The organism is Paenibacillus chitinolyticus (assembly GCF_045038035.1).
Lineage (GTDB): Bacteria > Bacillota > Bacilli > Paenibacillales > NBRC-103111 > Paenibacillus_F > Paenibacillus_F chitinolyticus_A.
Map to the genome: position 1 here is coordinate 2,298,950 of NZ_CP173427.1, position 21,247 is coordinate 2,320,196.

Genomic DNA, 21,247 nt, shown 5'->3' on the forward strand with positions numbered 1-21,247 from the left:
TTAATTTCTCCATCTTGGATTAGATTTTTCAACTATACGGGGGAGGCGGTCAGCGGGGATAATGAAAACGGGAGCGAGACGGAAAGTCCCGCGCGAGTTGCCGTTGTTGATTATAGGGGATTAACAACCGCAGAAGACAACCTAAGAAAAGGCAAAGGAGGGAAAAGCGCCGTGCCTGGCATCGTGAAAAGTTTAGTGAGAAACCGGGCGTTTCTCTTGTTGGTGCTGCCGGGAGCGATCTGGTTTATCGTTTTTGCCTACCTGCCCATGTTTGGTACGATCGTGGCGTTTAAAGACTTTCGTATTCATCCGGACGGCTTTTTTGCAAGCGTTTTTAACAGCGAATGGGTAGGTCTGAAAAACTTCGAGTTTCTGTTCTCCACCAATGACGCGTTTATCATCACACGCAATACGATTTTGTACAATCTGGCTTTGATTTTTCTGGGTCTGGTCTGTGCGGTCGGGTTCGCGATCGTTATGAACGAGCTGCTGAACAAACGGCTGACCAAAGTGTATCAGACGGCCATGTTTATGCCTTATTTCCTGTCCTGGGTTATTATCAGTTACTTCGTGCTGATTTTTCTCAATATGGAAAAGGGCGTGTTCAACCAGCTTCTCGCGTATTTCGGAGCCGATCCGGTCAACTGGTACAGCGAGCCGAAATATTGGCCGTACATCCTGATCTTTATGGGCATCTGGAAAAACATCGGCTACGGCAGCGTCGTCTATCTCGCCGCGATTGCGGGGATCGACCGTTCGTATTACGAAGCCGCAATGATCGACGGAGCCAGCAAATGGCAGCAAACCAAGTACATAACGCTTCCGCAGCTCAAACCGCTGATGATTATTTTGACCGTGCTGGCGCTTGGCGGCATATTCCGCTCGGACTTCGGCTTATTCTTCCAGGTGACGAAAAACTCGGGTGCTTTGTATCCGGTTACAGACGTGATCGACACATTCGTTTACCGCGGACTGACGGTTATGGGCGATACGGGAATGAGTACGGCTACCGGACTTTACCAGTCGGTTGTGGGCCTGATTCTGGTCCTGACGGCCAATTATGCGGTGCGGAAGATCGAAAAAGAATATGCCGTTTTTTAAACGTAAAAGCAGCAAGGTTCCGGCTAGGGGGTGCCAGCAATGTCAGACTTGAGCGGATCGGTTAAGGCAGGAACGACGGCGCAAGCCCGGAAGGGCAAGAAGCCGAAAGATTTGAATGCGATTTCGCCGTTCTGGAATTTCGTGTTCTCGACGGGCGTGGGTTTGTTCGCTTTGTCCTGCGTGTTTCCGTTTCTGTTTATTATCATCATTTCGTTTACCGACGAGAAAACACTCGCTATCGAAGGATTCAGCCTGGTGCCGAGCCAGTTGAGCACAGCTTCGTACCGGTTTCTGATGAACTCGGGGCAGCAGCTTCTTCAGTCGTTCGGAGTCACGCTTCTGGTGACGGTGCTCGGCACTTTGATCACGCTGTATCTCGTCGCCACGTATGCGTACGCATTGTCGCGGAAAAGCTTCGAGCAGCGGAGATTTTTCAGCTTTCTCGCTTTCTTCACGATGCTGTTCTCCGGAGGCTTGGTGCCTTCGTATATCGTGATTACCCAGTTTCTGCATCTGCGCGATTCGATCTGGGCGCTCATTCTGCCGTCGGTGCTGAACGCATTCTACATTCTGGTCATGCGGACGTTCTTCTCCACGACGGTCCCGGACGCCATTGTAGAATCGGCCAAAATCGACGGTGCGACCGAATTCGGCGTATTCACGCGGATCGTACTGCCGATTTCACTGCCGGGCATTGCGACGATCGGCTTGTTCAGTACGCTCGCGTTCTGGAACGACTGGTTCAATGCGCTGCTTTATATCGACAAGCCGACGCTGATTCCGCTTCAAACGATGCTGATGCGTATTCAGAACAACATGGATTTTGTCGTTCAGAACAGTTCCAAGGTCGTGTCGTATGATATTGCGGCCTCGCTTCCCACGGAGACGGTGCGTATGGCGATGGTTGTACTGGCAACACTGCCGATTGCGCTCGCCTATCCGTTTTTCCAGAAATATTTTATTCAAGGGCTGACGATCGGTTCGGTAAAAGAGTAGCGTTTACGGCCCTCTCATCCGAAGGGAAGGAAAGGTAACACCAATAAAGAAAGCGTTATCATTATGAGATTGTAAGGGGGAACAAAGCATGTCGGGAAAAAAAGCGCTTGTGTTCATGCTCGTACTGATGCTGGCATTCGGTTCTGTGCTCGCAGGCTGCGGAAGCAAGAGCGAGGGCGGAGACAGCAAGCAGGGGGCCGGCGATTCGACCGAGAAGGAAGTGAAATTGAAAGTGTACCTGATCGGCGGTCCGCAGCGGGATTTGCCTAAAGTCCAGGAAGAGATCAATAAATATGTGAAGGAAAAGATTAACGCGACGCTCGATATCACATTGATCGACTGGGGCGATTACTCCAAACGGATGCAGGTGCTTTCCGCTTCCGGAGAAAACTTCGACATCGCCTTTACGTCTTCGTGGGCGTTCGAGTACCGCACGAATGCGGCGAAGGGCGCGTTTATGCCGCTGAACGACCTGCTCGATAAATACGGCAAGGGAATCAAGGAAGAGCTGGACCCCCGTTTCCTCGAAGGAACCAAAATCGACGGAAAGAACTACGCCGTTCCGGTCAACAAGGAGCTCGGCGAGCAGTGGGTATGGCGCTTCAACAAGAAATACGTGGACAAATACAAGATCGATATGACCCAAGTACGCACCCTTCAAGACCTGGAGCCGTACCTGAAGCAGATTAAAGAAGGCGAACCGGAAGACATTACTCCGCTTGCCGTACCGAAAGGATTCAAGCCGTATATTCCGTACGACTTTATTCTCGGAGACGAATTCCCGGTCGGAATGAAAATCCAGGACAACGCTTCGGACTTCAAATTCGTCAATATTTTGGAGACCCCCGAGCTGAAAGCTTCTCTGGAAACGATCCGCAAATACTACCAGGCGGGATACCTGCGCAAAGATGTCGCCACGCTTGACGGCATCGACAATATCAAGACGGGCAAATGGTTCGTGGACCGCGAAATTACGCAGCCGTACGCGGATCTGGGCTGGTCCCGGAGCGCAGGCTACGACATCGTATCGACTCCGATGCAGGATCCGGTCGTGTTCACCGGCTCGGCTTCCGGCGCGATGCACGCGATCTCGGCAAACTCCAAAAATCCGGAGCGCGCCATGATGTTCCTGAACCTGCTCAACACGGACAAATATTTGCGCAACCTGTTCAGCTTCGGAATCGAAGGCACGCACTATAAGAAAGTGTCCGAAAATGTCATTGAAGACCTGCCTGCGATGAAGGACGGCTTCCAGATGCCGGGCTTCGCGCTCGGAAACATGTACCTGACGTACCTGCACAAAGAAGAACCGGCCGACAAGTGGGAGGCGTTCAAGAAGTTTAACGATTCGGCGAAAGTCTCGCCGACGTTCGGATTCAACTTCGACGTCGATCCGGTCAAAACCGAAGTGGCGTCCATTTCCGCCATCGCCCGCGAGTTTTACCCGGCTATTATGACAGGGTCGGTAGATCCGAACGAGTACTTGCCGAAAGCGATGGAAAAAATGAAAGCAGCCGGGCTTGATAAAGTCATAGCCGAAGCTCAAAAGCAATTCGACAAATGGAAAGCGGAGAAGAAGTAAGCGTACGTTCTCCTTATAGGAAGAAGCGGCCGGACGTGCGGCCGCTTTTTTACATGAATTCCGAACACAGCGAGGACGTGAAGGAAATTTCCGCCAAACGTATTTAATATGTACATGCAACCTTTAATTCGTCCACTAGGAACGGAATTTGTCCGGTTGTTATAATGAAAGCGTAATCATTACCAAGCCGTCGGCAAACGGGAGGGAAATTATTCGAAATTCTCAACCGGCAGGGAGAGTCGGTCCGGCGCCTCAATCTCTAGGCGCGATTGCCGCCCTGCCGAGCGTACAAGTCTCAACTTACATAGGAGGTCACAAATGAAAAAGATTGGCGTTAGTCTGGCTGTATCCGTCACGGCGTTCGCGGCGATGGGGTTATCCGCATCCGCAGCGCAGCCTCATTCCTCGTACTGGTATCCGGAGCAGCTGCTGAAATGGAGCCCCGGGGCCGATCCCGACGCGAAATTCAACCGCGGCTCGATCCCGCTGCAGGAGCGTTTTACGGGCGACAAGGTGAATGCGAACGCGTCCAAGGAGCCCAAAATCGTGGCGCTTTCGGCCCTCAACGCGGGGACGAGCGGCGTTCCTTCACAGGGCTCGGACAAATTCGCAGCCAACACGTTCGGGTATTGGCAGTATGTCGACAAGCTGGTCTATTGGGGAGGCTCGGCGGGTGAAGGCATCATCGTGCCTCCAAGCGCCGACGCGATAGACGCCGCCCATAAGAACGGCGTACCGATCATGGGCACCGTCTTTTTCCCACCGAGCGTGTACGGGGGCAAATACGACTGGGTGAAGCAGACGCTTCAGCAGAAACCGGACGGCTCGTTCCCGGTAGCCGACAAGCTGATCGAGGTGGCGAAAACATACGGCTTCGACGGCTGGTTCATCAACCAGGAAACCGAGGGCGGCACTCCGGCGGATGCCCAGAAAATGAAGGAGTTCCTGACATATCTGGAGGCCCGCAAATCCCCGTCCATGCAGATCATGTGGTACGACTCCATGACCAAAGACGGTGCGATAAGCTGGCAGAACGCGCTGAACGACAAGAACGAGATGTTCCTGCAGGACAAACAGCAGAAAGTCTCGGACAGCATGTTCCTTAACTTCTGGTGGAGAGATCTGGCGGGTTCGGCCGCCAAAGCGAAAAGCCTGGGCCGGAGCCCGTACGAGCTGTTTGCGGGCATCGACGTCGAGGCCAAAGGCTACGACACCGGCATCCAGTGGGACATGCTGTTCCCGAAAGGCAAACCGGCGGCGACTTCGCTGGGCATCTACCGGCCCGACTGGGCGTTTAACAGCGCGGAGAACATGAAGGACTTTTTCGCCAGGGAGAATAAATTCTGGGTCGGCCAGAACGGCGATCCTTCCCGCACGGATACGAATCAAGCCTGGAAGGGCATGGCCAATTACGTGACCGAACAATCTCCGGTCAACCGGCTGCCGTTCGTGACGCATTTCAACACGGGAAGCGGTCAGCAGTACTATACGGACGGCAAACTCGTACGCGACAAAGGCTGGAACAACCGGAGCCTGCAGGATATTTTGCCGACCTGGCGCTGGATGGCGGAGAGTAAGGGAACCGCGCTTAAACCGAGCCTCGACTGGTCGGACGCCTATTACGGCGGCAGCTCTCTTAAGGTGGAGGGGGTGCTGAGTCCGGCCAATGCCACGACGCTTAAGCTGTACCGGACGGACCTGGCTATCGAACCGGCCACTAAACTGTCGGTTACGTATAAAACTTCGTCTAAGCCGAGCATGAAAGTGGCCCTGACTTTTGCCGATCCGAAGGATGAGGCCGTTTATCTGGACGTAAAGGATAATGTTCAGCCGGGCTGGACGACCGAAACGTTTAATTTGACGCCTTATAAAGGAAAACGCATTTCGTCGATTTCGCTCGTGTTCGACTCGAAAGAAACGATCCCGGCCTACGCGATCAACGTCGGCAAGCTTTCGGTCGGCAGCGTGAAAGAGGAGAAGCAGGCGCCTCTGCCGGCCGTCAAGGACCTCAAGATCACCGGTTCCGACTTCCGAGACGGCATCTACGGTGATGCCCGCCTGGAGTGGAAGGCTCTGGACCAAGACGTGAAGCAGTACGAAATTTATCGCGTGCTTCCGGACGGTAAAGAGGAGTTCCTGGGAGCTACTCCCAACCACGTTTATTATGTCTCCGAGATGAAAAGAAGCAATAAAGAAGACACGACCGTGCTTAAGGTGGTTGCGGTCAACGGACAGTACCGGGCAGGGCAGGCGGCAACGGCGGCGATCAAGTGGCCGGCTTATCCGAAGCCGGCGGCCCGTTTTAAAACAGACAAAACGCTAGTCGCTCCCGGTGAGCCGGTAACGCTGATCGACCAGTCGACGGAGGTCGCCGAAGAATGGCTGTGGACGATAGATGGCGCGAGCCCTTCCACAAGTACGGACAAGCAGCCGGTTGTCACATTTGCCGAAGAGGGCGCCTACAGCGTGACGCTCACGGCCAAAAACAGCGCCGGTCAAGATTCCGTGACCAAGCAAGCGCTTATTACCGTCCGCAAAGACGCGGGCGCGGCGGTAAACCTGGCGCTGGGCAAAACCGCTAAAGCGGACAACGCCTGCGGTCCTGCCGAAGGAGCCGCTAACGCGGTGGACGGCAAAGTCACGGGCAACAGCAAATGGTGCGCCTTGGGCAATCTGCCTCACTGGCTTACAGTAGACCTGGGAGCGGAGAAGACAATCAGCGGATTCGTGCTGAAGCATGCCGAAGCCGGCGGCGAATGGTCAGGCTTCAACACGAGCGACTATACCGTGCAGGTGAGTGCGGACGGCGTTGCGTGGACGGACGTTCTGGAAGTAAAAGGAAACCGGGCGGGCGAGACGAACGACGCTGTTGCGCTGGTGAAAGCTCGCTATGTGAAGCTGAACATCGTTAAAGCGAGCCAAGGCGGAGATACGGCGGCCCGGATTTACGAATTTGAGGTGCGCGGACTCCAGTAAGCCGGAGTTTAACGGATTTGCAAAGCGTGCGGAAGAAATTGAGGTAAGTAAAAAGGTACCCGTACACGGAACACTTCCAAAAAAGTGTTTAGCGTACGGGTACCTTTTTGTATATAGGAGATAGCAGGGGGGGCGAACAAGATGAGATGAAACCATTTCAATCAAAACGCACGGAAACGATTAGCGCTGCCCGGTATTTCCGCTCCGGAACGGTTAATTCGCCGGTACGCGGTCAATCGGCAGGACGATCGGGCGTTCTCGGGTCCGCCGCTTTATGCACCGGACGTCCCGGCGCAACCCGCTCGCTCCGCGGTCAACCCGCGCTCTCCGCCCCTTCGGCGGCGGCGCCTGTCCCTCCGGCCGACAGCCGGGGCCAGGCGGCCTGCCACTCGCGGAGGCCCGCTTCGACTTCGTCGCGGGGAAGCTTGCCCGCTTGCAGCTTCTCGTCGCTGCAAGCGAGCAACCGCCTATAGAAGGCAAGGCCCCACTCGGGAAGCTCTCCGTCTCCCGAGGACTCTCTGCCTTTCAGCTCGTAGAGGAGGTTTTCCGCTTCGTCATAGCTTCCGGCAGCGGTGCAGTACTCCATGAGCTTGTACAGGACAGTTACGGGCTGGCGGTACGCTTTCAGCCGGTGGTTCAAGTAGGCGATCTCCGCGTGAAGGGACACGTCGTCCGATTCCGCGCCCAGCTCTGCCGCCGTCAAATAAAAGTACAGCGCATTGACCCTGCGCTGGTACGCCTCGCGATCCCCGGACATTTCTTCGTAAATGTCCGCTTCCTCGCGGAGCAGCTTGCCGGCCGCCAGAAGCTTTTCGCCGCTCAGCGAGGCTCCCGTCATCATCATGCGGAGGGCGTCCTCCTCCGGCACGGAGCCGAGCAGCTTGGACGGCGGAAGCTGCATCCGGCCGTACAGTTCGCCGAGCTCGGCCAGAGCTTCCGCATGCTTCTTCTCTTTGCGCAGCTTGAGGATGCGGGTTGCAATCGCTTCGGTCATCTGCGTGATCATCGTCAATAAGTAATCCTTCCGTTCGAACAAGCGGGTTCCTCCTTATCGCGGCGGCGCATGCTGCCAGGCAGCGGCAGCCGGGTTGATTTAGCTGGATGAAGCGTTTTGCCTCTTCGAGGCGATATGCTGCGCGATGGCCACGCCATGTTTGCGGCCCGTCTCGATGAAAATCTCGTTGGCGTTGTGGCCCGAGGCGATAACGCCGGCGACATACAGACCCGGCACGTTGGACTCCATCGTCTCCGGGTTATAAAGCGGCTTCAGATGCTCGCCCTGCAGCTCTACGCCCGATTCGATCATCAAAGTCCGGTCGGGCCGGAAGCCGGTGAGCGCCAGGACGAAATCGTTATCGAGCACGGTTTGCGTTCCGTTCGTGTCGACCGTTACCGTCAGATCGTCGATCCGGACGACACGGGAAGAGTAAAGCATGCGGATATGGCCCTTGGCGACCATGCTCTCGAAAATCGGTCTCACCCAGGGCTTGATGGACGGGGACATCTGCTCCTGCCGGTACACGACCGTAACTTCCGCGCCGACGCGCATCAGATCAAGAGCCGCATCGATAGCCGAATTGTTGCCGCCGATAATGACGACTTTCATATTCGTATAAGGGTGGGCCTCCCGGTAATAATGGGTGACTTTCGGAAGGTCTTCCCCGGGGATTCCGAGCAGGTTCGGCGTATCGAAATAGCCGGTTGAAATCACCGCATGCTTCGCTTCGGTTACGATTTGCCGCCCGCCGCGGTTCACGGACGTAACGACAAAATGGCCGTCCTTCTTACGGATGGAAGTGACTTCTTCGTAGCTCCGGATGTTCAAATCGTAATGCCGGGCAACGTTCCGGTAATAAAAAAGAGCTTCCTGGCGGCTGGGTTTGTCGCTCGGCGTCGTAAAAGGAATATCGCCGATTTCCAGCAGGTCCGGCGTGCTGAAAAACTGGAGATGGGTCGGGTACAAATAAATGGAATTCACGATACAGTGCTTCTCGATCACGAGCGCGGGGATACCCGCTTTCTTCAATTCGACGGCAGCCGAGATTCCGCAAGGGCCGGCTCCGACAATGATGACTTCTTCCATAAGATGGTGGCCTCCTTCCGTCACGGATGAAGACAGGCGTAAATATTCCTACTTGTGTCTGACAGTAAGCAGCGACGGTTTTTATTCCATAGTAACGCAATCGGAGATAAAAACACAACCTGCCGGCCTGATGCTTGCCCCGTGGTTCTTTACCGCTTAGTGGGCAAGAGCCGTCAGCGGGCAAAAAGAAAAAGCACGTCCCGGCGGGGAACGCGCCCCTGTACATGACAGGGACGGTTCTTACCGGAATATGCTTCTTTTAGCCGTGTCCGCCCGGGGCCGCAAGGCCGACCCGCTCTACGATCCGGCGGCTCTCTTCGTTGAGTCCCGTGATAGACACTTTTTTATGAAGAAGATCGTATTTCAGCATCACTTTGGAAATAGCCGTGACGGCCGAATGGTCCCAAATGTGGGAATGGGAAAAATCAATCGTGATCCGCTCCGGATCGTTCATGTAGTCGAACTGCTCGATGAAATGCGTCATCGTGCCGAAAAACATCTGGCCGGAAACCGTGTAAATCTTGGTTCCGTCCGCACTAACCTTGGATGTCGCACGGATTTTGGCCATTTTCCAGGCGAAAACGACGGCGCTGATCAGAACGCCAGCGAACACGCCCTTGGACAAGTCGTGAGTGGCGACGACAATCGCTACCGTGACGATCATAACGAGCGTATCGGACAGCGGAATTTTCGCCAGCTGGGGGATGGACTTCCAATCGAACGTACCGATGGAGACCATGATCATCACGCCGACGAGAGCCGCCATCGGGATTTTCTCGACGACGGGACCGAGAACGAGGATCAGGAACAGCAGGAACAGACCGGCAACCAGCGTGGACAAACGGGTCCGTCCGCCCGACTTGATGTTGATAACGGATTGTCCGATCATGGCGCAGCCCGCCATTCCGCCGAAGAAGCCGGTCACGATATTGGCGGCGCCCTGACCGCGGACTTCGCGGTTTTTATCGCTTGGCGTGTCGGTCATTTCATCTAGGATCGTAGCTGTGAGCAGCGATTCGAGAATGCCGACGAAAGCAAGAGATAGGGAATACGGGAAAATAATTTTGAAGGTATCCCACGTAAACAGAACTTGCGGCAGATGGAACAAAGGCAGCGAGCTTGTGATCCGGCCCATATCGCCGACCGTATTGACCCCAATGCCGAAAGAAATGGTGATGATGGAAATCAGGATGATTGCAGCAAGCGCGGACGGAACGGCCTTCGTGAATCTCGGCAGAATGTAAATGATGGCAAGCGTTACGCCGACGAGCGCGTACATGACCCAGCTTTGACCGGCAAAATGGGTGAGCTGCGCCGTGAAAATAAGAATCGCCAATGCGTTCACGAACCCGGTCATAACCGATTGGGGCACGAAGCGGACCAGTTTGCCGAGCTTAAGCAGACCGAGAATATATTGAAGGATTCCGGTCAGAACCGTGGCGGCGAACAAGTATTCCAGGCCGTATTCTTTGACAAGCGGAGCCATCACGAGCGCCATCGCTCCCGTGGCCGCCGAAATCATGCCCGGTCTGCCGCCGAAGAAAGAAATGACGAGCGCCATCGTAAACGAGGCGTAGAGGCCGACCATGGGATCGACCCCGGCGATAATCGAGAAAGCGATCGCTTCCGGAATGAGCGCCAGCGCTACCGTAATCCCGGACAAAATGTCGCTGCGCGGATTGGAAAACCAGGTTCTATTCAGTTGTCTAAGCAAGTTGATAATCCTCCTCTGGTATAGGTTCAGCTCATGAATAGGGTGACTTTCCACTCTCAGGAAAGTCGGGGCCGTTGATCACTAAAAGACATTATAACGAAGAGAGGGAAGCGATTCATTTCTTGAAAAGCCGATGATAGCGCTTTAATAACGAGTTTTCTATTGTTTTCTCACTTTTTCTTAAAAATAAGGGCTTCTTATAAGAGAGTTGTACGCAAGACGGCGGAAAGCGGAGAAATTCAAGAAGACTTTACGCAAATGGAGCGGACTTTCTTTTTTGGAGACGGAGGAGTAGAGTAAAAGGGTGCGTCAGTAATCATTTACATAGGGGGTTGTCAATCATGACATCATTCCAGAAACAGCTGGAGAAATATGCCGAACTGGTCGTAAAAGTAGGCGTTAACATTCAACCGGGACAGATTTTGTACATTGAATCGCCGATCGAAAGTGTGGAGTTTACGCGTCACGTCGTAAGAAAAGCTTATGAAGCGGGAGCCAAATTCGTCGAGGTGAACTGGAGCGACGAGCAGACGACACGCATCCGGTACGAATCCGCGCCTGACGAGTCATTTGATTTCTATCCGGAGTGGACGGCGAGAATGATGGAACAGCTTGCCGAAGGCAACGGAGCCCTGCTGAACATCAAGGTACCCGATCCGGAGCTGTTCAAAGGCATCGATACGGGCAAGATTTCACGTGCAGGCAAAGCGGCCTCGATCGCAAGACAACGCTTCCAGGGTTATGTCCGCAACCATAAATTCAGCTGGTGTCTCGTCAAAGCACCGACTAAAGCGTGGGCGGATAAAGTTTTCGCGGACCTGCCCGAGGACGAACGCGTTTCCGTCATGTGGGAAACGATCTTTAAAATGAACCGCGTCGATAAAGACGATCCGGTTGCCGCCTGGAAGGAGCACATTGCGCAATTGTCGGAGACGCATGATCGGCTGACCGCCAAGAAGTACCGCCGTCTGCACTATAAAGCGCCGGGAACGGACCTGTCGGTGGAGCTCCCCGAAGGCCACTTGTGGCTCGGCGGCGGGGGAGAAAACGAGCAGGGCGATTATTTCGTCGCCAACATGCCGACCGAAGAAGTGTTCACCATGCCGAAACGCGACGGAGTCAACGGTACGGTATCGAGCACGATGCCGCTGAATCTGGGCGGCCGTCTAGTCGATAAGTTCCAACTCACGTTCAAGGATGGAGTCGTGGTGGATTACTCCGCCGAAGTCGGACAGGAGCATCTCAAATCCCTGTTCGATACCGACGAGGGGGCGAAACGTCTCGGGGAAGTGGCGCTGGTGCCGCACGATTCGCCGATTTCGAACCTGAACCGGATCTTCTACAACACCGGTATCGACGAGAATGCCTCCTGCCACTTTGCCGTCGGAAGCGCCTATCCGTTCACCCTGGAGAACGGGACCAAGATGAGCCAGGAGGAACTTCTGGCGAGAGGAGCCAACGTGAGCCTGACGCACGTCGACTTTATGGTCGGCTCCGCCGATCTCGACATCGACGGGGAACTCGCGGACGGGACAATCGAGCCGATCTTCCGCAAAGGCAACTGGGTCTAAGGAGTTATTTCATGCAAAGAGCGCCGGGAACTTTTTAGTCCCGGCGCCTTTTTTACTTTTCCTGCCGTATAGGGTCCCGCTCTTACAGATTGCGGCTGTTCTCGTCCTGATGAGTGCCGCTGATCTTGTTGCGTGTGTTCCATTCCTCCGCCTGAGGCTCGATGTCCTGCTTGCGGTCCACCTTATGCTCCTGCTCGGGAGAATTGCGGTCGGGATTTTTCTCGTTGCGCACTTCTTGTCCTTTGGGCTGTTCCATGTCCATTCCCTCCTAAACGTGTGGGTTACCTATACATACCCGTCCTAAAGCCGGGGAAAACAACAGACACTTGCGCGGCACGGGCTCGTACGGTTTATAATAAGGAGGAAGGCGGACCGAAACCGGGTCCGGAACGGGACCGTTTACATAGCCGGACTCATCACGAACACGGGATTCAGAGAGTCAACAGAAGGAGGGGCCTGAGTATGCAAATTAAGATCACGGAAGCCGCATCGAATCTTTTCAGGAAAGATTGGGGGTTTGGCGGCGGGGATCATGTGCGCATTTTTGTGCGATACAGCGGCGGGGGCGAGGATGCCTTTTCATTCGGGATCATTAAAGATGCTCCGCATTATCCGGCCGTGACGGCCGAGGCGGGCGGCGTCACCTTTTTTATGGAAGAAAAAGACGTCTGGTATCTGGAAGGCAAAGATCTCCACATAGACGGCATTGCCGAAGAAATTGTTTTAAAACGGCTGTGATAACGGCTTTGAGTTAAAGACCGGAAGGAGACGGGTACCCATGGCCCCTGTAGTTGCTTTTATATACGCGCATCCGGACGACGAATCGTTCGCGAGCGCCTGTCTGATCCGCTCTCTGGCGGATCGGGGAATACGCAGCGTGCTGCTCTGCGCTACGCGCGGAGATGCGGGGAGACCGGGACCGCTCGGTCCCATGACCCCGGAGCAGTTAGCCGCCGCGCGGGAAATCGAGCTGCAGACCGCCTGCGATCTGCTGGGCGTATCGGCCGTGAAGCATCTCGGGCTGCCGGACGGCAAGCTGGCCGGGATGGACAGGCCGGCGCTGGCGGATGCGGTGGCCGAATTCCTGAACGAAACGGAAGCGTCCGTCGTCGTCACATTCCCGGAAGACGGAATCAGCGGCCACCCGGATCACATCGCCGTCCATCATGCGGTAAACGAAGCCGTTCTCGGCGGACGTTGTCCTCATGTTCAGAAATATTATTACAACCTGCCCTTTGCGGGCGTAAAGGCGGATGCGCCTTCCGTGCTCAGGCTCGAAACCGCGCCCTACTGGAAGGTCAAAGCCCAGGCGCTTCTGGCGCACCGGTCGCAGCGGTTTTCCGTGGAGAAAGCGTTCGGCCGAACCGAAGCGCTCCCGGAGAGCAAAGATTTTCCTTATGAAAACTTCGGGCTCGTCTGGCTGCGCGGCGAGAAGAACCCGGTCCGCAAAGAAGAATCGGTACTGGATGATCTGATTTAGTGAAAAGATACGCACAAAAGCTCCGTACAAGCTGCTGCATGCAGCCTGTAACGGAGCTTTTGTGTGTAAATTGCGCCATGCCGGTGTTACGCCTGCTGGAAGGAGAAAAACTTCTGGATCGTTTCGTTGACGGTCCGGCTGAATATCGGCTTGCTGATATAGTCGTCCATGCCGGCCGCGAGACATTTTTCCCGGTCGCCTTTGAGAGCGTTTGCCGTAACGGCCACGATGATCGGGTATTCTTCGGGCCTGAGCGCTTCCTTAATCATCCGCGCCGCATCCAGTCCGTTTATTTCCGGCATGTGCACATCCATAAACACGAGATCGTACCGTTCGGTCAGTGCCGCTTCGACGACCTCGCTGCCGTTGTCCACCACGCGCACGGTATGGCCCTGGTTGGTAAGCATTTTGACGAGCACGAGCTGATTGATCCGGTTGTCTTCCGCTACGAGGATTTTGAGGGAGTGGTCGTAAGCTTTCTCTGACGCCGTCTTGTCTTTAGGAAGCGGCAAAGCCTCCCGCACCGTTTCTTTCAGAACGACGGTGAAAAGGAAATGAGCGCCGGGTTCTTCCGGCTGCTCTACCCAGATATCGCCTCCCATTAGCTGGACCAGCTTCTTGCAGATGGCGAGTCCGAGCCCGGTTCCCTCCGTTTCGCGCGTCATGAAATTATCCAGCTGATAGAAAGGCTGGAACAGCTTGTCGGCTTTTTCCTTCGGAATTCCGATTCCCGTGTCTTTAACCTGGAACAACAGCTCGACGGTTCCCTGCGAATGAGCCTGCTTTTTGACGGAAACCGTGATGTTTCCCGTATTCGTGAATTTCACGGCGTTCCCGATCAGGTTAATGAGCACCTGCTTTAACCGTTTGGCGTCGCCAAGAAGAATAGACGGCATATTCTGGCTCATGGCGCAGGTCATCTCGAGATTTTTTTCTATCGCTTTGGGCGTCAGAAGATCGACGGACTCCAGGATGCAGGTGCGGATATCGAACGGTTCCTCGATCAGCTCGGTTACGCCCGACTCGATTTTGGAGAAGTCCAGAATATCGTTGATGATGACGAGCAGCGTGTCGCCGCTTTTGCGGATGATATTCAAGTATTCTCTCTGCTCCGAGCTGAGGGAGGTCGTTTCAAGCAGAAGATCCGTCATGCCGATCACCGCATTCATGGGAGTGCGGATTTCATGGCTCATCATGGCAAGAAACTCGCCCTTTGCTTTGTTCGTGGCTTCTGCGCTTTCCTTCTCGATCATCAGTTTTTTCTGTTCCCGGATATCTTTGGCGATAATGTAATACCCGACGTTCACTTCACTGATGATGATGGGGGCGATCGTTGTCAGCACTTCCACGGTGTTGCCGTACTTATCCGTAATTTTGTCGATGCGTTTCTCTGCGGAATTGTCTTTTAAGGAAGCCTCGAGGATATCCATAATCTCCTCCGTTCCGAGCAGCTCCGTGAAGCAGGCGCCGATCATCTCGTGAACCGCATAACCCGTCATTTCCTGGGCCATCAGATTGGTGTTCAGGATTTTTCCTTCCAGATCCAGCGAAAAAACGGCGTCGTGGTTGTATTTTTTCAGGGATGTATAGCGTTCAACCGTTTCCTGAAGCTTGCGTTCAACCAGCTTGCGGTCCGTAATATCTTGAATCGTGCCGTTGATTTTAAGGGGAATTCCCTGGTCCGAGTACGTAACAAGACCGCGGATATGCAGATATTTGTCTGCGCCGCCTTCCTTCCGGCTCCGGTACTCGAAACTGAGCTCCTTGTTCACCAAGGCTTTATCCAGCTCTTCTTTAAAAGCAGAGTGGAGGTCTTCGCTGACCAGGCTCAGGATGCCGTGAACAGCGGTGCTTTCCGGATCAATTCCCGACACCAGGAAGAACTGGTCCGAGAAAAGCATCTCGTTGCTTGAAATGTCCCATTCCCAGCTTCCCATCAGGGCGATGCGCTGAGCTTCCGCTATGAATTGTTCGTTCTTTTTGCGGTCCGAAATTTCTTGGCCGATTTTCAGAGAAAGTTCCTCGCCGTTGTCGCCGAGTATTGTCTTCACGGTTAAATCGAACCAGATGTGGCGGCCGTCTTTGTGAAGCAATTTGACTTGCCGCGTATATTCTTCATTTACGGCGGAAGCGGACTGCTGCGTTTGTAAACTGGGGGGGAAGGAGTAAAGCACATCCTCTGTGATCCCGATGAGCTCGTCCGGAGAATATCCCAGTATCCGCCGGGTGGAAGGCGCGCAGTCCAAAATCGTCCCGTCCGGAGCCGTATAATAGATGAGATCCCGGGAATGCTCGGACATCAGCCGGTACTGCTGCTTGATTCTTTTCCAGGTCCGTACGTCTTCCTGGACAGGCGAGAGCTCGGACGCCTGTAGGACGTAACAATCGGTTGTTTCGGGCGAATTCCCGGCCAGACGGCTTATTGTAAGCAGGACGGGGATTTCGCGCTTGAATTTATGAAAGAAGCGAACTTTTTGTACGTTACTGTCCGGTGCGGGTGCTTCCGGCCGTACATCCTTCCAATCGTCCGGGTGCACAAGGTCTTTTAAAGCCATGCGGGCGAGCTCCTCCGGAGAATAGCCGCAAAGGCGGCACCAGGGATCGTTTACTTTCATCCACACGCCGTCCGGGGAATACAAGGCAAGGCCGTCTGTCGTATGGGCAAATAAGTGGTCCGCTAGGGACTGAGGATTAATTTGCGGGCTGGTCATGTAAGTCACCATCTCCTTGAGACTGAATTTGAAGATTCAAAATTAATCCATTGGGGTTATATACCCGAATTTTAACGAATGAAACAGACAAATTTCAACAAAAAAGATGAACAGCCTTCCGGTTGTTCATCTTCGCATATTTACCCGGTCAGGAAGGCTGGCCGGTTTTTTCTTTGGCGGGTACGACCCGGGCGTTCCCCATAAGGAACACAATGATCACGGCCAGAACGATCGGAATGAGGGCGACCATGAAAGTAAAGGCGATCGACTCGGACAGGGCGTGAATAATTTTGTTTAAAATATCCGGCGGAATCAAGGCGCGTTTGTCCGCCTGGAAAATCTGCTGCGGATTGCTCATATCGATTCCGGCCATCCCGCCGCCGTTCATTCCCTGGAAGGCGGTTTTGATTTTGTCGGTGAAGACGTTCGCTTGAATGCTTCCGAAAATCGTAATGCCGATCGTCATCCCGAACGATCTCAGAAACGAGTTCGTGGAGGTCGCCGTGCCGCGGTACCGCGGTTCCAGGTTGAAGGTGGAAGCGGTAGGCAGCAGGGAGAAGGAGAAACCGACACCGAAACCGGCAATGATCATAAACACGGTCAGGAGAGCTCTGCTCGTCTCGGGCGTCAGTCCCCCGAGCAGGTACATGCCGGCGAGGAACGAGAAGACGGAAATAATCATCAGATTCCGGAAGCTCGTTTTCGTCTGGAAAATTCCCCCTATCGCGCTTCCCGCCACGCTGCCCAGCATCATCGGCGTCAGGATAAGGCCCGCGTTCGTTGCGGAACCGCCGAAGACGGCCTGCACGTAAATGGGGATATACACCGTCAAAATAATGAAGGTAGCCCCGTAAAGCAGCGCCAGAAGCTGGGAGGTCGCGAACAGGCGGCGTTTGAACAGCCAGAACGAGATGATCGGGTCTTTCGCTTTCCGTTCGATGATGAAGAACAGAATGAAGAATACGGCAAAGCTTGCAAACAGGCTTACGATGGGAACGGAGTCCCAGGCGTATTTCTTGCCGCCGAGCTCCAGGGCGAACATGAGGCTGACGACCGCGACGACGAGCGTAGTGGCACCCCACCAGTCGATCCGCTGCTCGACATGCTGCGGAGATTCTTTGTAAGCGCGCATAATAAGGTACAGCGATACCAGACCGATCGGCAGGTTGACGTAGAACACCCAGTGCCAGCTTATGTATTCCGTGATATAAGCCCCGAGCAGGGGACCTAGCACACTCGCCGAGCCAAACACCGCACCCAGCAGGCCGGTCATTTTACCCCGCTTCTCGGGCGGGAAAATATCGAAGACGATCGTGAAGGCGATCGGCAGCAGCGCGCCGCCTCCGATTCCCTGGATCGCCCGGTAGATGCTGAGCTGGACGATGCTCTGGGCAATCCCGCACAGGGCGGAGCCCAGCAGGAAGACGATCAGGCCGAAGATAAAAAAGCGTTTGCGGCCGTACATGTCGGACAGCTTGCCGAAGATCGGCATTCCGGCCATCGTCGTCACCATGTAAGCGGACGTGACCCAGACGAATTTGTCGAAGCCGCCCAAATCGGAAACGATGGTGCCCATGGCGGTAGCGACAATCGTGTTGTCCATGGCCGACATCAGGATAGCCAGCAGCAGCCCGGCTACGACCCGGTTAAGATTGTTGTCTTTCTGAATCAAGGGAAAATCCTCCTCTGAATAAGTTGCGGTTTCAAGTTTTAGCGGTCCTTCTCCGGCTCTGGAAGTCATCTCCTTTGCAAAAAAAGGTTTATTCGTTAAAATAAATAAACAATCCCGTCAACCCTATTATCTTGATTGTCAAGATAATTTCTAGTTTATGAGGAGGAATTTTACTTGTCAAGCGTTTCGCCCGAATCTGAAAAGAAAGTGATGGAGCTGATCGGTCATATGCGTAAAATGTCTACGCGAATCGTTCTTTTTCAGCAAAATGCGGCACATTCCCTAGGGGTCATACATACCGATTTGAAAACGGCGGACATCTTGAACGAAAAAGGTCCGGTTACGGCCGGTGAGCTTGCCAAGCTGACCGGGTTGACTACGGGAACCGTCACGGCTCTGATCGACCGGCTGGAGCAAGCGGGATTCGTGCGCAGGGAAAAGGACCCTCACGACGGCCGCCGCGTCATCATCGTTCCGGTCAAGGAGAATCAAAAGGCTATCGGGGCGCTTTATAAGCCGCTGGGAAATATGACCCGGGAAGTTTGCGAGGCTTATACGCCGGAGCAGCTGGATCTCATCAATACGTTCCTCTCGCGAATGGTCGGCGTATTCGAACAGGCGAATAGCGGCGTGAGCGGACCGAAGCCGGACGACCGGCGCTGTAAGAACGCCCGGTCCGAGAAACATGAATACGAATAGGCCGGTATCGGAAGCGGAGAAGCTTTCGGACGGCGGCAGCTTTTTCCCGGGCGTCGAAGACCGATGGCTGCGGCACGTGCCGGCCGCGGTTATGGCTGCGCTGCCGGCCCGGGAGCTTTTCTTGACAGACGGCCGGCTGTCCGCGGCGGATCATGCGCACAAGCGGCCGGGTGCCCTGTCCGCTCCGGCCGTTGCGGTTTATACGCGCAGCCTGTTCGGAACCGTGATCGCGGGGATGCTGTCGCTGGCCGCATACCGATTTTTTTCTAAGGCACGCTAAAAAGACATCAAGTTCCGCCTAATTGGCTGGTCCGGATGTCTTTTTTTGTTTGCTGAATCCGCTTTCGCGAATACGCAGGGGGAGAAGCCCGCCCGAACGGTCCGCGGGCGGGCTATTCGCAGGGGGCAAGGTCCGCTACGATATCGGCCAGGGTAACGCCGGCAAGCTCCTGCTCCATAGCGAGCTGAGCCCGGTTGAACCGGGTTTCAAGCGTGCTCTGGATGTTCTTGCCGACCGGGCAGTCCGGATTCGTATTCTCGTGCATCGCGAACAGCTCGTCCTGCATGTCCGCCTGAACCGCCCGGTAAATATCGAGCAGAGTGATTTCGGCAGGAGTCCGGCCCAGAGCGGCTCCGGCGACTCCGGGGCTCGTCCGGGTCAAGCCCGCTTTATTCAGCATGCCGGTAATCCGGCGGATAACGACCGGATTCGTATTGACGCTTCCGGCTATATATTCGGACGTGTTGCGTCCTTCTTTATTCAGCTCCAGCAGCGATAAAATGTGAACGGCTACGGCAAAGCGGCTGCTGATGGTCATGGGTCTCACCTCCGTCAAACAGATGCGGACGATAATCATTTACGCGCATGTGTGAACATCTAAATAGTATAGGTACGCGCTTTCCCGCTGTCAATCCTCGTGAGTCATTCGGGCTGAAGCCAGGCGGAAGACCATTGTTCCACTCCGCGGATTATCGGCTCCAGGGCAAGTCCTTTCTCCGTGAGCGAGTACTCGATTCTTACCGGCGTCTCGGGATACACATTCCGCCGGACAACGCCTTCCTGCTCAAGCTCTTTCAATCGTTCGGACAAGATTTTCCCGCTTAAAGGCAGATTCGATTCTATCGTACAAAAACGCTGCGGTCCCGATAAAAGCTGATACACGATAAGACCGGCCCAGCGTTTGCTGATGAGCTGCATTCCTTTTTCAAAGCGGGGACATAAGTTAGATTCTTTCATCAGGCATCCCTCCTTCCTCCAGTATACGCTCATTTAGCTAATAAAAATATAGTAACAGCAAATAAATAAATTGCTTGACATTATAAAGTTACAATCATACACTAGGTTACGAAAAGTAACTTAATAAACTTTAAAGGAGACTCGCACATGATTCCTTCGTTGTTTTTAGCCCACGGTTCACCTGCGCTGGCTATCCAAGATACGGAATATACGACTTTTTTACGAGAACTGGGACAGCAGTGGAAACCGAAAGCGATCGTTATTTTTACGGCTCACTGGGAGAGCGAGATTCTAACCTTGACTTCGACCGACGAGAAGTACGAGACGATTTACGATTTTTACGGTTTTCCGGACGAGCTCTACAGGATTGCCTATCCGGCGAAAGGGTCCGTCAAGCTGGCATCGCGGCTGGAAGGGCTTTTCCGGGAACGGGGGATCGAAGTCGCTGCCGATTCCAGAAGGGGACTCGACCACGGTTCGTGGACGCTGCTCTATAAAATGTTTCCCGAAGCGGACATTCCCGTGATCCAGCTTTCCGTCAATCCCTATCTTCCGCCGGATAAGCAGACCGCTATCGGCGAAACTTTGCGCGGGCTGGGGGAAGAAGATATCCTGGTCATCGGCAGCGGAGTAACGGTCCACAATCTGCGGATGGTTAACTGGGGACAGGAGGAACCGGAACCGTGGGCCGTCGAATTCGACGACTGGCTTATCCGGCACACGCTGGAGCGGGATACGGACACCCTGTTCCGCTATGAAACGCTGGCTCCCCACAGCCGTATGGCCGTGCCTAGAGCGGAGCATTTCGTCCCGTTCTTCCTAGCTCTCGGAAGCGCAAGCGAAGAACGGACGCCAAGGGTGATTTACCGCGGTTACGAATTCGGAACGTTGAGTTACTTGTGCTTGCAGTTTTGATTCTGTTTTCCGGGCGGAGTCCATATGAATAAACCGAAAACCAATTAAAACCATTAATGGGAGGATGTTAATGATGAACGGAAAAACAGAAATCGGTCTGCTGATCGTCAGACTGGTATTAGGGGTAACGTTTCTGGTCCATGGGCTGGACAAATTTCAAAGCGGGCTGGGGAACATCGCCGGCTGGTTTGAGAGCATCGGGCTTCCCGGCATTCTGGCGTATGTAACGGCTATTATCGAAACCGTTGGGGGTGCCGCAATCATTCTAGGCCTCGGAACCCGGATCGCTGCCGCGCTGTTCGGCGTGCTAATGGTCGGAGCGATGTTCAGCGTCAAGTTTTCCGCCGGGTTTACCGGCAACGGCCAATCCGCCGGCTTCGAGCTGGATCTGGCGCTTCTGGCTCTCTCCGTGCTGCTCGTATTGACCGGCAGCCGCTATTTGGCGGTAGACAGTCTGTTTCCGGGCTCCCGGCAGACGGAGAGCTGATGCTGCGCGGGGGCGAACCGGTC

At 54.5% G+C, this 21,247-nt stretch carries 19 protein-coding genes; 11 read left to right on the forward strand and 8 right to left on the reverse strand.

From position 1 onward, the window contains the following. The first annotated feature begins 171 nt into the window (after window positions 1-171). The 4 genes from ACI48J_RS10585 to ACI48J_RS10600 all read left to right on the forward strand — a co-directional run bounded on the left by ACI48J_RS10585 (window position 172) and on the right by ACI48J_RS10600 (window position 6,655). The gene (locus ACI48J_RS10585) at window positions 172-1,101 is read left to right on the forward strand and encodes an ABC transporter permease (protein WP_405082700.1); all 930 of its coding nucleotides are present in this window, start codon (window positions 172-174) and stop codon (window positions 1,099-1,101) included. 39 nt (window positions 1,102-1,140) lie between these two features. Next, window positions 1,141-2,097: a carbohydrate ABC transporter permease gene (locus tag ACI48J_RS10590; RefSeq protein ID WP_326052980.1), complete on the forward strand. Its 957-nt coding sequence runs from the start codon at window positions 1,141-1,143 to the stop codon at window positions 2,095-2,097. A gap of 88 nt (window positions 2,098-2,185) precedes the next feature. Continuing rightward, window positions 2,186-3,679, forward strand: coding sequence for an ABC transporter substrate-binding protein (locus ACI48J_RS10595; protein ID WP_405082701.1), 1,494 nt, complete (start codon window positions 2,186-2,188; stop codon window positions 3,677-3,679). Window positions 3,680-3,997: 318 nt separating this feature from the next. After that, a complete protein-coding gene (locus ACI48J_RS10600) occupies window positions 3,998-6,655 on the forward strand; it encodes an endo-beta-N-acetylglucosaminidase (RefSeq protein WP_405082702.1) in 2,658 nt (885 codons plus the stop codon). 313 nt (window positions 6,656-6,968) lie between these two features. Here the strand turns inward: ACI48J_RS10600 and ACI48J_RS10605 are convergent, their stop codons facing one another. The 3 genes from ACI48J_RS10605 to ACI48J_RS10615 form a co-directional block, all read right to left on the reverse strand. Continuing rightward, on the reverse strand, window positions 6,969-7,691 hold the full coding sequence (locus ACI48J_RS10605) for a DUF6483 family protein (RefSeq protein ID WP_326052983.1): 723 nt from the start codon (window positions 7,689-7,691) through the stop codon (window positions 6,969-6,971). A 57-nt stretch (window positions 7,692-7,748) separates the two neighbouring features. Then, complete coding sequence (locus tag ACI48J_RS10610; RefSeq protein WP_405082703.1) at window positions 7,749-8,738, reverse strand: YpdA family putative bacillithiol disulfide reductase; 990 nt, start codon at window positions 8,736-8,738, stop codon at window positions 7,749-7,751. 259 nt (window positions 8,739-8,997) lie between these two features. Beyond that, the gene (locus ACI48J_RS10615; RefSeq protein WP_405082704.1) at window positions 8,998-10,452 is read right to left on the reverse strand and encodes a SulP family inorganic anion transporter; all 1,455 of its coding nucleotides are present in this window, start codon (window positions 10,450-10,452) and stop codon (window positions 8,998-9,000) included. A 341-nt stretch (window positions 10,453-10,793) separates the two neighbouring features. Here ACI48J_RS10615 and ACI48J_RS10620 point away from each other — a divergent pair, with 341 nt between their 5' ends. Beyond that, window positions 10,794-12,023 (forward strand): aminopeptidase, encoded by a 1,230-nt coding sequence (locus ACI48J_RS10620; protein WP_326052988.1) that lies wholly within the window; start codon window positions 10,794-10,796, stop codon window positions 12,021-12,023. Window positions 12,024-12,105: 82 nt separating this feature from the next. Here ACI48J_RS10620 and ACI48J_RS10625 read toward each other — a convergent pair whose 3' ends face one another. Then, window positions 12,106-12,279, reverse strand: coding sequence for a hypothetical protein (locus ACI48J_RS10625; RefSeq protein WP_405082705.1), 174 nt, complete (start codon window positions 12,277-12,279; stop codon window positions 12,106-12,108). A 206-nt stretch (window positions 12,280-12,485) separates the two neighbouring features. On the opposite strand from ACI48J_RS10625, the gene ACI48J_RS10630 reads away from it, so the two are divergent. Together ACI48J_RS10630 and ACI48J_RS10635 are read left to right on the forward strand one after the other, a co-directional pair. Continuing rightward, window positions 12,486-12,761: a Fe-S cluster assembly protein HesB gene (locus ACI48J_RS10630; protein ID WP_326052992.1), complete on the forward strand. Its 276-nt coding sequence runs from the start codon at window positions 12,486-12,488 to the stop codon at window positions 12,759-12,761. Window positions 12,762-12,801: 40 nt separating this feature from the next. Continuing rightward, window positions 12,802-13,503, forward strand: coding sequence for a PIG-L deacetylase family protein (locus ACI48J_RS10635; RefSeq protein WP_405082706.1), 702 nt, complete (start codon window positions 12,802-12,804; stop codon window positions 13,501-13,503). Window positions 13,504-13,589: 86 nt separating this feature from the next. On the opposite strand, the gene ACI48J_RS10640 is transcribed toward ACI48J_RS10635, so the two are convergent. Both ACI48J_RS10640 and ACI48J_RS10645 read right to left on the reverse strand, forming a co-directional pair. Next, window positions 13,590-16,214: a PAS domain S-box protein gene (locus ACI48J_RS10640; RefSeq protein WP_405082707.1), complete on the reverse strand. Its 2,625-nt coding sequence runs from the start codon at window positions 16,212-16,214 to the stop codon at window positions 13,590-13,592. A 148-nt stretch (window positions 16,215-16,362) separates the two neighbouring features. Further along, entirely contained in the window at window positions 16,363-17,886 is a 1,524-nt protein-coding gene (locus ACI48J_RS10645; protein ID WP_405082708.1) for an MDR family MFS transporter, read from the reverse strand. A 210-nt stretch (window positions 17,887-18,096) separates the two neighbouring features. Here ACI48J_RS10645 and ACI48J_RS10650 point away from each other — a divergent pair, with 210 nt between their 5' ends. Both ACI48J_RS10650 and ACI48J_RS10655 read left to right on the forward strand, forming a co-directional pair. After that, window positions 18,097-18,585 (forward strand): MarR family transcriptional regulator, encoded by a 489-nt coding sequence (locus ACI48J_RS10650; RefSeq protein ID WP_326053092.1) that lies wholly within the window; start codon window positions 18,097-18,099, stop codon window positions 18,583-18,585. Beyond that, window positions 18,572-18,865, forward strand: a complete 294-nt coding sequence (locus ACI48J_RS10655; RefSeq protein ID WP_405082709.1) for an AzlD domain-containing protein — start codon at window positions 18,572-18,574, stop codon at window positions 18,863-18,865. The genes ACI48J_RS10650 and ACI48J_RS10655 overlap by 14 nt, the downstream gene beginning before the upstream one ends. Before the next feature lie 112 nt (window positions 18,866-18,977). On the opposite strand, the gene ACI48J_RS10660 is transcribed toward ACI48J_RS10655, so the two are convergent. Both ACI48J_RS10660 and ACI48J_RS10665 read right to left on the reverse strand, forming a co-directional pair. After that, window positions 18,978-19,403: an Rrf2 family transcriptional regulator gene (locus tag ACI48J_RS10660; protein ID WP_405082710.1), complete on the reverse strand. Its 426-nt coding sequence runs from the start codon at window positions 19,401-19,403 to the stop codon at window positions 18,978-18,980. 104 nt (window positions 19,404-19,507) lie between these two features. Beyond that, window positions 19,508-19,822, reverse strand: a complete 315-nt coding sequence (locus tag ACI48J_RS10665; RefSeq protein WP_326053003.1) for a winged helix-turn-helix transcriptional regulator — start codon at window positions 19,820-19,822, stop codon at window positions 19,508-19,510. Window positions 19,823-19,969: 147 nt separating this feature from the next. On the opposite strand from ACI48J_RS10665, the gene ACI48J_RS10670 reads away from it, so the two are divergent. Both ACI48J_RS10670 and ACI48J_RS10675 read left to right on the forward strand, forming a co-directional pair. After that, the gene (locus ACI48J_RS10670) at window positions 19,970-20,737 is read left to right on the forward strand and encodes a DODA-type extradiol aromatic ring-opening family dioxygenase (RefSeq protein ID WP_405082711.1); all 768 of its coding nucleotides are present in this window, start codon (window positions 19,970-19,972) and stop codon (window positions 20,735-20,737) included. 70 nt (window positions 20,738-20,807) lie between these two features. Continuing rightward, complete coding sequence (locus ACI48J_RS10675; protein WP_405082712.1) at window positions 20,808-21,224, forward strand: DoxX family protein; 417 nt, start codon at window positions 20,808-20,810, stop codon at window positions 21,222-21,224. The last annotated feature ends 23 nt before the right edge of the window (window positions 21,225-21,247 follow it).